Origin of the sequence: Bacteroides faecium, from assembly GCF_012113595.1 — a bacterium.
In the GTDB taxonomy this organism is placed as follows: domain Bacteria; phylum Bacteroidota; class Bacteroidia; order Bacteroidales; family Bacteroidaceae; genus Bacteroides; species Bacteroides faecium.
This window is the reverse complement of sequence record NZ_CP050831.1, coordinates 212,782-226,508: the sequence shown is the minus strand read 5'-3', so window position 1 is coordinate 226,508 and position 13,727 is coordinate 212,782. Positions and strand designations below refer to the sequence as shown.

The following is a 13,727-nucleotide window of genomic DNA, read 5'->3' as shown; positions in this document are numbered from 1 at the left end:
GAATGAAAAATATACATTATTATATAATTACACTGGTAGTACTGCTGCTTACAGTAGCTCCGGTGAAAGCGGCATCCGAAGCCGAATTTGGGAAATTGCACAAAACTTACATTTTGCATGCTGATGGTAGCCAGGAGATGCGTGTACAAAAGGAACTGACACTATTTACTCATGCAGCAATGAATCGTCTGTATGGTGAAAGTTTTATTATTTATAATCCGGAGTTTCAGGAATTGAAGATTCACGAATCTTACACCCGTCAGAAAGACGGCAATATTGTAAAGACACCCGAAAATGCTTTTGTGGAAGTACTTCCTTCTGCGGCAGCCGATGCTCCGGCATATAATGGTTTGAAAGAAATGGTCGTAGTCCATACCGGATTGGAGTTGGGAGCTACTATTTATCTGGATTACTCTGTTATTACCCGCCCGGGCTATCTACCCGAACTGGACGTGTGCGAACAGGTGGAAGAACTTTCTCCAATCAAAGAATATGTACTTTCATTGTCAGTGCCCGAAAGTAAGTCTTTGCATTACGAATTATTGAATGGAAAGACTGCTCCGGCAGTGAAAACTGCGGGTGGTGTAAAAACAGTGACCTGGACATTGAAGAATGTGCAACCACGTCCTTATATGCTTGACGTTTCTTTGCCGGCAGGCAATGTGCAGGCTATTGTAGCTTCTACTTATGCTTCAAAAGGCCATGCCTTGAAGGTGATTAAACAACAATTCGAGAGTAACGGAAGGGAAGTTTCAGAATTGGCAAAGAAACTGACTGCCAACGCACAAAGCCCGGAGCAAAAAACGAAACAACTCACTGCTTACGTACAAGGATTAGGAAACTGCCGTTTGTCATTGTCGCAAACCGGATACCGTTTGCGTCCGGCAGCCGAAGTGATTCGCTCGGCTTATGGGACGGAAGCGGAGAAAGCGGCTTTGTTGGCTGCTTTGCAGCAAGCAAGCGATATTCAGACTGAAATAAAGGTTGTTTTTCCTAAAACAGTGAATAAGGATGCAGCGGGACTTGCTGCTGTCAGCAAACTGTTTGTTACTGATAATGCAATTGCTGATATGCAGGATTTTGTTTCAGTTGTCAATATGGACGCTCAACCAATAGCTTTAAAAACGGTTTCTCATATTATTTCGCAAACCGACACATTGCGGGTGACTGCAAAAACCGGAAAAGCTTTGGAAGCAGGTTACCGGAGATTCGAACTGCCCCAGGCGCGGAGCGGCTGGGCTGCTTATGAAGGACGTTCAACAACTATGAATACAACTCGTCCGGTTAATCTGCTATTGCGATACTTGCCCGATGAAACTTATACTTGTATTGTGAAAGTTACCGATGGGATGAAACCGGTAGTGTTACCGACTGATAAAAAGATTGAAAATCCTGTCGGTAGCATAGAAGTTACAGTGAAAAGAACGGCAGATGAAATAGAAATTGTCCGTACCTTGAAACTGAAAAAGCAATTGATAACTCCGGCAGAATATCCGGCATACTATCGCTTGATGTCGGAATGGATGGATGCTGATAAAAGCACTGTACTCTTTCAAGTTGCAAAGTAGTATTATGGAATGAAATAAAAAATGTAGGTTAAACATTTATACCTGTTTATTTATGTATGAACTGGAGCAAATCGGAAAGCAGAGCTATTATATAAATTGTCCTGCGAAAATAGGAGTATATAAACAAAATGATAAAGATATATACTTGATAGATAGTGGTAATGATAAAGAAGCAGGTAAGAAAGTTTTGAAACTTGCAGCTCAAAACAACTGGGAAATCAAAGCTATCATTAACACGCACTCTAATGCTGACCATATCGGCGGCAATCATTATCTGCAACAACAGACGGGTTGTCCGATTTTTACGAACGGCATTGAAACTGCATTTACTAATTATCCTGTCTTAGAGCCTTCTTTCCTATATGGCGGTTATCCGTGTAAAGAGTTAAGAAGTAAGTTCTTGCTTGCTAAAGAAAGTAAGGCAGTGGAATTAACGGATAATGATTTTCCTGAAGAACTGGAAGTTATACCTCTTCCGGGACATTTTTTTGATATGATAGGGTTACGTACTCCCGACAATACGGTTTTTCTAGCTGATTGCATTAGTAGCCAAACTACATTGGAGAAGTATCAGGTTTCGTTTATTTATGATGTTGCCCGATATCTCGACACATTGGATAAGGTGGAAAATATGCAAGCGGCTATGTTTGTTCCGGCGCATGCGGAAGTTACTTCGGATATTAGAGGACTTGTTGCCCTCAACCGGGCTAAAGTGTACGAGATAGCTGACGGATTACTGGATATTTGTAAAAAGCCGCTGGACGGTGATAGTATTCTTCAAAAGGTTTTTGAGAAATATAATCTGACAATGACTATCGAGCAATATGTATTGGTGGGAAGTACAGTCCGTTCCTATCTTTCCTGGTTGAAGGATGGTGGTAAATTGACGTTCTACTGCCAGGAGAATAAACTTCTTTGGGAGAGTATCTGAATAGATATGCAATAGAGAAAATGCCGAAAAAAATGAGGGCGGAGACTATGAAGAAATAGTCTCCGCTTCATTGTCGAAGGAAGTATTAAGGGAATATCTACAACAATGGCATTTCTACTCTTGTCACTTGTTCTTCTTCGGGTGCATCAGGACCGGTATAATAATACTCTATAGATGTTCCCGAAGCCTTGTATCCATTGGACTTTATCCATTCCATCATTTCATTGTACAGGGTAGCCAACTCGGCATAAGTTCCTCTATGCAGACAGGAAACTATTTTTCTTTCCGGTATTATTATAGATTGTATATCCTCTTTACCTTGTAATTCTTTGGGTGATTTAAGGCCGATAATCATTCTGATATTCTGTTCAGTCAAACTTTCAAAGTCAGGATATTCAACGTAGGGAATATCTGTTGTGACTTCTCTCTGTTCTTTAAATAAAGAGTCTATCCTTACGAAATTTCCCCCAATAGCTTTCGACATTCCGTTCATATCTGTCCGTACTTCAACTGCCAAAGCGAATTGTTCCGGTTGTTTCAATAGCATGATTTCTGAAATCTTTCCCATAATAGATTGTTTTAGAGTGTTGATAATTTATTATTTCTTTACGACCGGAATATAAATATCAGTAATTAATTCCGTTTTGAGAGTGGAATCAGGATGATTCATATACATCTCAAAGCTAAAGGGACTTTGAGGACGATACTTGCTTTTCGGAAACCATTCTTCGTAAATTCTCCGGTAGAATTTGTGCAATAAAGAGTAATCTCCGGTATGCCTGAATATTGCGTAACGACCACCGGGGATTTCCATGATTCCCGGTTGAGAGTCATGTGTCATGTTATCTATTGTTACTCCGAGATAGAAGCGGCATTTATCCATAGGAGTAATGGATGGGTCGTCCATACTGACACTGACAAATTTATAATTCGATTTACTTTCATTATACTGCCTGGCATAATTTATCAACCTGTTCCATATTAATTTATATCGAAGCTCATCCTTGTATTTTTCACCGACTTCAATATAGAATATTTTCATTGGCTGAATTGACCAGATTTCAGGGACAATAACCGTATGCTGTTCGTCATGCATCGGCTTGTATTTTTCCCTATATTGAGAAGTCGTTATTTCGAAATGTTTCTTGAAAGCTTTGGCAAGACTAAACTTTGTCTGATAGTTTGTCTGCTCCAAAATCTGATTGATTGTAAAGTCAGTAGATACTAATAAATGTGCTATATGTTCAAGTCGTAACCGTTGTATATAGCTTCCTATATTTTCTCCGCTAACGGTCTGAAACACCCTTCTAAAGTGATATTTGGAAAGTCCGCTCATGTCACTTAGCATATCTGTATCCAAAGAATCGAATAAGTGATTATTGATATGAACGATAATATCCTGAATCTTCTGGTGGTGAATGTTGCTGGTTTCCAACTTCTGTTTCCAGCGTTTCAGTTTAGGTAAACGCATGTTGAGTATAGTTCTCAATTCTTCCGGTGAATATGTGGTATCTGCATATTCATTGTACTTGTCGGTGTATTTTATCCAAATATTAATCATCTCCGACATCGGAATATCGACGATATATTTTCCGTCTTTCAGGCAATAATAGCAATATTCGTCACTTCGCGAACCGTCGGAGTTGGTACCCAGATATTTCTCTATATCAAAGCGTAAGGGCATCCCGCAACTTTGGCAATACTTCTTGTTTATTTCAGATTCAATCATTTATCGGTTCGGTTTTCGTTTGATGGATAGAAGGCGCTCCATATCATTGAATAAACTGGTATCTCTCAGCTCGAACATAACCCACTTCCCATCATGAAAAGTGGTCGCTTCATCATATATCTTCAGCGTTTCGTTAGAGAAAAGAGCTCGCTGTGATTCAAATTTGGCACGTTCGTCTTTGCCTAAAATGACCATGAAACCGAAAGTCTGCTCTCTGGCATATAGGGCGCAAAGCGTTTTCCCACCTCTGCGATATTTATATTCGTACTTCCAGGCTTTTCCGCCATGATTCCACAATTGTTCCATATTGTACTTCTGTTCAATAAGTTGGCAAAGTGAAGACCATATATTATAGAGATCTTTACCTATGAGGTTTTCCAATGTTTCGGGAGTAGGAATCTGCAAAGCTTCTTTCATGACATTCTATATTTGTTTTTAATAATTGACATCACAAAGATAGACTGATTTTTCGACAGATAGTTGTCCAATATAGCTGTCTTTAGTGCAAGATTTATTCTCACTGTGATGAGAGCCTTTTCTCACTGCAATGAGAAAACTTTCTCATCGCATTGGGAAAATTTTCTCATTGCGATGAGTATTTTTTCTCAAAGGTATGAAAATGTATGAGAAAATATATAGCTATAAATGGCTGTAAATGATGTTGCTAAATGAATCATTATCTAAAGGTTTATATTATGTTGAATGGATAAACTGCCATCGTATTCTTTATATTTTGCATTTTTGTATATATTGACTAGCTTGTTACCGTAATCAAGAATCATATTTTGAGATTCTTGTGATAAGTTTGTTGCTAGAATACCGCTTCCTAAAATGCCCGGATTACACAAAATACTGTCTTTCCTTATTGAATTCATCGTGAGTTCTACACATGTGTAGCTCTTGATACCTTCTTTTTTTAGACTTGATGTGATATATTTGTCCAGAGATTCTTTGCTATCTTCAGTCATGAATCCATACCATAATAAACACTTCATCCCTAATTGAGTCGCTTTTATCAGAACATCGAGATAAGTGTAGCCTGAATCGCCTTTCTTATCTATTTCGTAAGGATCAATATGGATGAATGATGATCGGGGAAGTGAAGGCAATAGTTGCATCGTTCCTTCCAAAGAATCGGTATTGTGTACTTCTACAGATACATCCAACCCGATTTGTTTTGTGTAGAAAGCCACATTATCCAATGCACTCTTTTCCAAATCAAAGAATACAAATCTTTGTGCTTGATTCCCTAATACATTCATTGCCAGGGCAGGAGAACCTAAGTAATGTCCTTTTGCCATTTCTGTACTTTCCAGTTTGTGATAAATGGAATTTTTCAGGGCTGTATCCTCATTTGCATTTTCTAAGAAATGGTAGATGCCATATTGCTGCTCCGGTGTATGTGCCATTTGATAAATGGCGCATGCCGAATTCGTTTCTACATATACCTGTGGCGTTTCGTTCCGAAGGGCTTCACAGAGTACCAGATGTTTCAGCACATCAGGCTGTTTTGCGAAATGAGTGTAAGTTGACATATCGGTGTATTTATTAGGAGTTAATCAATTCATGAATCTCACGGATGTGTAGATGTAAATGGTCTAAGTAACCCTCTATCATATCTTGCAGAGTGACTTTTGTACCCTCAAAGTCGCACCAATAACTGTCCAGTCTTGTTTGGTCTACGGACTTTATGACTTGGATGATATGTAGGTTAAAGAACTTCCATAATTGAATTAAATTGTGGAAGTCCTCATTTTGATAATCTTGCAGAGCTATCCACAAATCATTATCCTGACGATAATCAGGAAAGAAAAGCAAGTCTTTGCAGTATTGCAGCCTGACCATGCGTTGATGATTGTTTGACGCTGAATCAATCAAGTGCCCGAGAATCTGTTTGATAGTACGGTTTTGCTTATTGCGTTTTAACGTAATCGTCTCTTCTTGTAAGCTGATTAATACTTTCTCTTCGGTTTCTATAACATTATAAATACCTTCTGTTACTTTCGAAAAATCGAATTTAGCCATGGTTCTTTCTTAAAATAATTTGTTTTTGCGAATTGCTTAATTCTACAAATATAAATAAATACATGAAATAGGTAGGTTAAACGGTATGTTTTATCTGAAATAATTTTATTTGAATAAAAATATATATATTAAAATCTTTATCTAAATAAATAAAAATGCATGAGGATATCCCATTCAAAGGGAAACTTCTATTACTATTTTTATGTTGCTGATCATATTTTAGTAAAAAAATGGCTTAATACTTTTTTTATTCTGTATTTTACATAACTTTGTAGCGCATACTCCTTGAATAAAGGGAATAAAACAAAAAGCGTTTCATAATAAAAAGATAAAACTATGATTAATTTACAGAAAGGACAGAGAATAGAGATAGGCCTGTCAAAAGTGAGAGTTGGATTAGGCTGGGATCCTAATCAAAGTACTGGTTATGATTTTGATTTGGATGCATCTGCATTTATGCTGAATGAGAGAAAGAAACTTCCTACAGATGATTTTTTTGTTTTTTATAATAATCCGGTGTCTCCTGATAAAGCAGTAGAATCATCGGGTGATGACCTGACGGGTGGTAATAGTGCAGATGGAGATGATGAAATTTTGACAATCGATTTGCAAAAGGTAGATACCCTTATTCAAGAAATTATTTTCACCGTAACTATTCATGAGGCTGAACAGCGTAAACAGAATTTTGGGCAGGTTCATAATTCATATATTCGGATTTATAATGCGAATACTGATGAAGAAATTGCTCGATATGATCTGGATGAAGATTTCTCTGTAGAAACAGCAGTTGAATTCGGACGCTTATACCGACGAGGCGGAGAATGGAAATTTGAAGCTCTGGGAGTCGGGTATAAAGGTGGATTACAGTACTTTGTTGATAAGTATGTGTGATTTTGTTTTTCATAAAAGGAAAAGTAACTAATTAATTATCAATGTTATGATAAATTTAGAAAAAGGGCAAAGAGTAAACCTTGATTTGCAAAAATTTACTATCGGTTTAGGATGGGACACAAACCAATCAAGTACAGGAGCTGATTTTGACTTGGATGCTTCTGCATTTATTTTGGGTGAGAATCGTAAGATGCTTTCTGACGAGTGTTTTATATTTTATAATAATCTCAAATCACCGGACGGTGCTATCGAACATACAGGCGATAACTTGACAGGAGAAGGTGAAGGAGATGATGAAAGCATCAAAGTAGATTTGTCTAAAATTAATCCCCAAGCAACGGAAGTTTGTTTTGTTGTTACCATTCACCAGGCAGAAGAACGCAGACAGAACTTTGGACAAGTTCATAACTCTTTTATTCGTGTCTGTAATGCCGATACCAAAGAGGAAATACTTAGATACGAATTGGAAGAAGACTTTAGTGTCGAGACTGCTGTCGAATTCGGACGTTTGTATAAGAAAAACGGACAATGGAAATTTGAAGCAATTGGAGTAGGACAAAAACAAGGACTTCAGGAATATCTAACTAAATACAACTAAAAACTACTAAAAAATACGATCATGGCAATACGTTTGGAAAAAGGTCAGAGAATCAATCTTGAAAAAAATAATGGTTCTAAACTTACTAGTTTCTGTGTGGGATGTAACTGGGGAGTAATTGAAGTAAGCGGTGGGTTCTTTGGATTAGGTAAGAAAGTTACCGAAGTCGATTTGGACTTGAGTTGTGTAATGTTGAATAGTGCAGGAGATATGTGTGATCATATCTATTCTCCTTTATATAAACCGGAATTCTTAGCTCATTATGGCATGCCTGCTGGTAAAGTGGATTCTAAGGAGTACGCTCTTCACCACTCCGGTGATGATTTAAAAGGCGACGAAGGTGGTGATGACGGATTGGACAATGAAATCATCACAGTCAATCTGGATAAAATCAACCCGGATGTTGAGCAAATCTTTTTCTTTCTGAATAATTGTGGAAAAGAAGACTTCTCACAGATTCCTTATGCTGCTATAAGAATGTATGAAGGAACACCTGACAGGGTGAAGGAAGTTTTTGCACAATATGATGTTGCTGCAGAAGCCCAGTATAAGGGAAAACTAGCTTTGATTATGGGTAAGTTATATAAAAAAGGTGGTGAATGGAAATTTGCTGCTATAGGAGACGCGTATGAAGATGCCAATCTTTGCCTGACAATAAAGAGAATCCTAACTAACTACGCAAAATAATCATGAGACGTTTACCTGTATATTTATTGTTGGATACTTCAGGTTCTATGTACGGAGAACCGATTGAGGCAGTGAAGAATGGAGTTCAAGTACTCATTTCTACTTTGCGTCAGGATCCGTATGCTCTTGAAACTGCATATTTGAGTATAATCACTTTTAATAGCAGTGCCCAACAAATTATTCCTTTGACGGAATTGTCAACTTTTCAGCAGCCGAATATAGATGCCAATGGTTGTACAGCATTGGGTGAAGCTCTTGCATTGCTGGCGACGAAAGTGGATGCGGAAGTTACCAAAACGACCCCCGAAGTCAAAGGCGACTGGAAACCTCTTGTTTTTATTATGACCGATGGTGAACCTACGGATGATTTAAATAAAGGGTTGGCTGAATTTAAGAAAAGAAAGTTTGGTATGGTGGTGGCTTGTGCTGCCGGACAGGGTGCGAATACCGATACACTGAAAAAGATAACAGAGTGTGTCGTACAGTTGGATACAGCCGATAGTGCAACGATTAAATCTTTCTTCAAGTGGGTGTCCGCTTCCGTTAGTGCAGGTAGCATGAAGGTTGAAGATACCGGTAAGGAAGTTTCCGGAATGAGTGAACTACCTCCTCCTCCTCCCGAAGTGAATATTGTTGTATAATTTATAAGTAAGGTTTAAGAGGCTGTTTCAAAAGGTTGCCAGCAAAATGTCAGCATAACACTTTTGACGCAGCCTCTTTTAATTGTAGACAAAATGAGACGATTACCTGTATATTTATTGATTGATACTTCTGGTTCCATGAAGGGTGAACCTATCGAGTCTGTAAAAGTAGGGCTAGAAGCTATGATAGCGAGTTTGCGGCAAGATCCATTTGCTTTAGAATCAGTCAATATAAGTATTATCACATTTGATAGTAGCGTAAATCAGTTGTTACCTTTGACTGAGTTGGAAAATTTACAATTGCCTGAAATTGTAACTCCGGATTCCGGTCCTACTCATTTAGGAGCTGCTTTGGAACTATTGTGTAAAGTAGTAGATAAGGAGGTGCGATTGAGTACTCCCGACAGAAAAGGCGACTGGATGCCTCTTCTTTTCATTATGACGGACGGAAAGCCTTCTGATATCCAACTTTATAACCAGATGATACCGGAAGTAAAAAAAAGACATTTTGCAAGTGTCATAGCTTGTGCCGCCGGTATGCATGCCCGGACAGAACCGTTAAAGCTGCTGACAGACCAAGTGTATTCTTTGGATACTGTAGACAGTTCAACTTTCAAGCAATTCTTTAAATGGGTATCAGATTCTATCGGAGTGGGTAATAGAAGTATCGGAGCTGCGGACGAACTGATTCTTCCTCCACCTCCTGCGGAAGTTAATGTTGTAATATAAAGGAAATTATGAGACGTTTACCTATATATTTTTTAATAGATGTATCAGAATCTATGGTTGGTGAACCTATAGAACAGGTTCAAAACGGGATAAGGAACATCATACAGGAGTTGAGGATGGACCCTTATGCGCTGGAAACAGTTTTTGTTTCGGTGATCGCATTTGCAGGAAAAGCTAAAAGTTTGTCTCCCTTAACAGAATTATATAAATTCTATCCGCCTGTGTTTTCTATTGGCGGGGGAACTTCTTTGGGAACTGCTATGGAGTTTTTGATGAATGATATCGATCGGTCTGTTCAAAAAACTACCTTGGAAACAAAAGGTGACTGGAAGCCTATCATCTTCTTATTTACCGATGGAACTCCGACAGACAAGCCGGAGAGCGCATTCAAAAAGTGGAATGCCAACTATCGCCGGAGTTGTAATTTAATCGCTATTTCTATCGGAGATAACGTTAATACGCAATTGCTGGGAACAGTTACTGAGAATGTTTTACGTCTGAAAGATACGGACGAATATTCCTTCAAGGCTTTCTTTAAATGGATAACGGCATCCATCAAAACATCCAGTGTATCAGTCAGTGAATATTCAAATGATGAAATAAAACTGGCTCCTATGGATGGCATTAATCTGGAAAAAGTCGATATTGGCAAACAAAGTTTTGTGGATGAGAACTTTGCGGTTATTCCGGGTAAATGCCAGAGTACTAAAAAGATGTATTTGATGAAGTACGCTAAAAGACTGAAGCCGTTTGAAGGTTTGGAGCAGTTTAATGTTGCCGACTTCAAATTGGTAGGAGCATACCCTATCGACGAAGAGAAATATAAGGAACTTTCTGAAGGCACTTATACGAATAAGAACATCAGGACATCTGAATTGGTAGGTCAGCCAACGTGTCCTTGCTGCGGAAATCAGTACGGCTTTGTGGTGTGCGAATGTGGAAATGTATTCTGTGTAGGTGAAGAACGCAGGAACCGATGTCCCTGGTGTGGATTGGAAGGTGAACTGACATTTGCTGAAGGAGGAATGGATGTAAACAGAACCAGAGGATAGAAAGTATGATAAACGCAAAAGAAATCCTCGAAAAGATAGGTGTCAAGACTACTGATGAGGAATACGAAGACTTTGAAAATCGACTCATAAAAAAACTGTGGAGCGAGTATAATGCTGAATGTATGGAACAATATACAATTATAAAAAATAAAATAGATGCGTCTGATATAGTATTTCCGAATGGAACAGTAAATAAGGAGTATAAGGTAACCGTAAATGTCTCGAAAGAGGATGTGGACGATTATTGGTTTGAAGGTTTGGATGCTATAGGGCTGAAAGAAGTGATAGACGGAGACAGTTGTGTTGTGAAAGGGATTCCATTGGAAGCGGGGAGTTTTGATTTCAAATTGTGCTATAAATATAAAGGATGGATCAATGGCAAACCTATTTTGGCACGCAACTTTACCATTGCTATAAACCCTGACCCGCGCACCTTATGGAAAGATATTCCTACTCCTACTGATATAGAGTACTTTAAAGCAGATTATGCGACAGATTATGTTCAAGTAATAAGTGAAGGTGGCGAACCTCAAAAAGACATGGTTGCTGCCAGTAAACGGGGGCGTTCGCATGCTCATGAGGGAAGAGCGAGGGATGATGATTTCCGGTTGTATCATTGTGACAATACAGGATGGTATGTCATGGCTGTTGCCGACGGAGCGGGTTCTGCCAAATATTCCAGAGAAGGATCTCGCATCGCCTGTGACACGGTAATTAACCATTGCAAGACTAAATTGTCTGTTGCGGGTGACTTTGAAGAATATATACGTATTCTGCAAGAGGAAGAAACACCGGAGAATAGAAAATGGGTAGGTGATAATATCTATGATATTGTAGGGAATGCGGCATTTAAGGCGCATAAAGCCATTAATGAGAAAGCGAAAGAAAAGGGGGCATCTCCCAAAGATTATTCTACCACTTTGCTATTGGCTATTTGCAAGAAATTTGATTTCGGATGGTTTGTAGCTTCTTTTTGGGTAGGCGATGGCGCTATGTGTATTTATGATAAAGAAAGGCAGTATTTCAAATTACTGGGAACACCTGATGGTGGGGAATATGCCGGTCAGACTCGTTTCCTGACCATGCCCGAGATATTTAGTGATGCAAAGTCCTTTTATGGCCGTCTGAAATTCTCCATTGAGAAAGATTTTACAGCTTTGCTTTTGATGTCCGATGGAATTTCGGATCCTATGTTTGAAACGGATGCTAATCTGAATAAGATTGAGAAATGGAACGACCTGTGGGAGAATATAGGCAAGGAGGTGGAATTGGTTGATGACAATTCAGAGTCACAATATCAGCTGCTGAAATGGTTGGATTTCTGGTCGCCCGGAAATCATGATGACAGAACAATCGCAATCTTATATTGATTATGGCACAGACTATAAAACTGACGGCAACAGACGGAACCTCTGTTGAATTTGTAGATGATGTGATTGGCTCCGGAGCGATGAAAGATGTCTATTTTAGTCCTGATAAGACTTATGTAGTAGGCTTTTTCCGCACTCCGCAGGATGCTAACGCTAAAGATCGTCTACATAATATTACAGGCGTTTACAGAGAACGTATTTTCAATCAAATAGGTGGAGAATATTGGAAGAACTTATTTTGCTGGCCGACAAAGATGGTCGAATGGAAAGGGAAAATAGGAATTGTATGTCCTACCTACCAGTCTCATTTCTTTTTTAAGAGCGGTAACTTTAAGGGAAAGGAGAAGGAAGGCAAATGGTTTGCTTCCGCCAAGTTGAGAAATAAATTCTTGCCGGTTCAGGAAAAGGGAACGTGGCTGAGTCATTATCATATGTGCATTCAGATAGCCCGTGCGGTGAAACGTCTTCATGCAGCGGGATTGGCGCATTCCGATCTTTCTTACAAGAATGTGTTGGTTGATCCCGTTACGGGTAGAGCGGCTATTATTGATATTGACGGATTGGTAGTGCCCGGCAAATATCCGCCTGATGTGGTTGGAACCCCCGACTTTATAGCACCGGAAGTTTTGGAAACAAGAGCGTTGCCTTTGGGGGATACAAACAAGAAGTTGCCCAGTATTTCTACCGATCGTCATGCTTTGGCTGTATTGATATATATGTATTTGCTTTATCGTCATCCTTTAAGGGGCGGCAAGGTGAACGACATGGATGCTGCTAAGGACGAAGAATTGTCGATGGGGGCTAAGGCTCTGTTTGTAGAGCATCCTACCGACAAAAGCAACCGGCCGAAAGTAAATCAGTTGGCACCAAGCGAACTGCCACAAGGTGATGTCATCAAATTGCCTTATACGATTTGTGGTCCATATTTGACGGAACTGTTTAAACGTGCGTTTATCGATGGACTTCATAATCCTTCCATGAGACCGACTGCTGACGAATGGGAGCAAGCCCTGATTAAAACGACGGACTTGATGCAACCTTGTCAAAATCCCAAATGTGAATATCATTGGTTTGTTTTTGATAATTCTACCAGACCGAAATGTCCTTTCTGCGGAGCGGAATATCATGAGAAATTGCCGGTGCTGAACTTATATTATTCCCCTAAGAAAGGGGTGTTCAAGCCGGAAAATTATCGTCTCATGGTTTACAATCAGCAGTCGCTCTATATGTGGCACGTGAATCGTTTTATCACCCCAAACGAAAAGACGAAAGAGGAAGATAAAAAGCCCGTAGGAGATTTCCATCTTTTCAATGGAAAATGGATATTGATAAACAGGCGGTTGAATAGTCTGTATGATAAAGATTTGGATAAGAAAATTGAAATAGGAGAGTATGTAGAATTAACGGAAGGAAAGAAGATATTACTTTCTACGGAAGATGGGGGCAGGTTGATAATTGTTCAACTTGTGAATGGCTGATATATCGATGTATACTCATACTTCTTAT

At 39.1% G+C, this 13,727-nt stretch carries 15 protein-coding genes; 10 read left to right on the top strand and 5 right to left on the bottom strand.

Going from position 1 to position 13,727, the window contains the following annotated elements; translation table 11 throughout:
* The first annotated feature begins 2 nt into the window (after window positions 1-2).
* Complete coding sequence (locus BacF7301_RS00900) at window positions 3-1,568, top strand: DUF3857 domain-containing protein (RefSeq protein WP_167959559.1); 1,566 nt, start codon at window positions 3-5, stop codon at window positions 1,566-1,568.
* A 52-nt stretch (window positions 1,569-1,620) separates the two neighbouring features.
* Entirely contained in the window at window positions 1,621-2,499 is an 879-nt protein-coding gene (locus BacF7301_RS00895) for an MBL fold metallo-hydrolase (protein ID WP_167959558.1), read from the top strand.
* Between the two features lie 97 nt (window positions 2,500-2,596).
* Here BacF7301_RS00895 and BacF7301_RS00890 read toward each other — a convergent pair whose 3' ends face one another.
* The 5 genes from BacF7301_RS00890 to BacF7301_RS00870 form a co-directional block, all read right to left on the bottom strand.
* On the bottom strand, window positions 2,597-3,067 hold the full coding sequence (locus tag BacF7301_RS00890) for a GyrI-like domain-containing protein (protein WP_167959557.1): 471 nt from the start codon (window positions 3,065-3,067) through the stop codon (window positions 2,597-2,599).
* A 30-nt stretch (window positions 3,068-3,097) separates the two neighbouring features.
* The gene (locus BacF7301_RS00885) at window positions 3,098-4,228 is read right to left on the bottom strand and encodes a GyrI-like domain-containing protein (protein ID WP_167959556.1); all 1,131 of its coding nucleotides are present in this window, start codon (window positions 4,226-4,228) and stop codon (window positions 3,098-3,100) included.
* Window positions 4,229-4,645, bottom strand: a complete 417-nt coding sequence (locus BacF7301_RS00880) for a DUF3788 domain-containing protein (RefSeq protein ID WP_167959555.1) — start codon at window positions 4,643-4,645, stop codon at window positions 4,229-4,231.
* A gap of 263 nt (window positions 4,646-4,908) precedes the next feature.
* Window positions 4,909-5,763: a 23S rRNA (adenine(2030)-N(6))-methyltransferase RlmJ gene (locus BacF7301_RS00875; RefSeq protein WP_167959554.1), complete on the bottom strand. Its 855-nt coding sequence runs from the start codon at window positions 5,761-5,763 to the stop codon at window positions 4,909-4,911.
* A 13-nt stretch (window positions 5,764-5,776) separates the two neighbouring features.
* On the bottom strand, window positions 5,777-6,253 hold the full coding sequence (locus BacF7301_RS00870; protein ID WP_167959553.1) for a DinB family protein: 477 nt from the start codon (window positions 6,251-6,253) through the stop codon (window positions 5,777-5,779).
* A 336-nt stretch (window positions 6,254-6,589) separates the two neighbouring features.
* Here BacF7301_RS00870 and BacF7301_RS00865 point away from each other — a divergent pair, with 336 nt between their 5' ends.
* From BacF7301_RS00865 to BacF7301_RS00830, 8 genes are all read left to right on the top strand, one after another.
* Window positions 6,590-7,144: a TerD family protein gene (locus BacF7301_RS00865; RefSeq protein WP_167959552.1), complete on the top strand. Its 555-nt coding sequence runs from the start codon at window positions 6,590-6,592 to the stop codon at window positions 7,142-7,144.
* Between the two features lie 46 nt (window positions 7,145-7,190).
* Window positions 7,191-7,742 (top strand): TerD family protein, encoded by a 552-nt coding sequence (locus BacF7301_RS00860; protein WP_167959551.1) that lies wholly within the window; start codon window positions 7,191-7,193, stop codon window positions 7,740-7,742.
* A 21-nt stretch (window positions 7,743-7,763) separates the two neighbouring features.
* The gene (locus tag BacF7301_RS00855) at window positions 7,764-8,429 is read left to right on the top strand and encodes a TerD family protein (protein ID WP_167959550.1); all 666 of its coding nucleotides are present in this window, start codon (window positions 7,764-7,766) and stop codon (window positions 8,427-8,429) included.
* A gap of 2 nt (window positions 8,430-8,431) precedes the next feature.
* The gene (locus BacF7301_RS00850) at window positions 8,432-9,070 is read left to right on the top strand and encodes a vWA domain-containing protein (protein ID WP_167959549.1); all 639 of its coding nucleotides are present in this window, start codon (window positions 8,432-8,434) and stop codon (window positions 9,068-9,070) included.
* A 93-nt stretch (window positions 9,071-9,163) separates the two neighbouring features.
* Window positions 9,164-9,799 carry a vWA domain-containing protein gene (locus BacF7301_RS00845; protein WP_167959548.1) on the top strand — a complete coding sequence of 212 codons (636 nt, stop codon included), beginning with the start codon at window positions 9,164-9,166 and terminating at the stop codon, window positions 9,797-9,799.
* 8 nt (window positions 9,800-9,807) lie between these two features.
* Window positions 9,808-10,851, top strand: coding sequence for a TerY-C metal binding domain-containing protein (locus BacF7301_RS00840; protein ID WP_167959547.1), 1,044 nt, complete (start codon window positions 9,808-9,810; stop codon window positions 10,849-10,851).
* A gap of 5 nt (window positions 10,852-10,856) precedes the next feature.
* Window positions 10,857-12,221 carry a PP2C family serine/threonine-protein phosphatase gene (locus tag BacF7301_RS00835; RefSeq protein WP_167959546.1) on the top strand — a complete coding sequence of 455 codons (1,365 nt, stop codon included), beginning with the start codon at window positions 10,857-10,859 and terminating at the stop codon, window positions 12,219-12,221.
* Between the two features lie 2 nt (window positions 12,222-12,223).
* A complete protein-coding gene (locus tag BacF7301_RS00830) occupies window positions 12,224-13,699 on the top strand; it encodes a helix-hairpin-helix domain-containing protein (protein WP_167959545.1) in 1,476 nt (491 codons plus the stop codon).
* Window positions 13,700-13,727 lie beyond the last annotated feature (28 nt).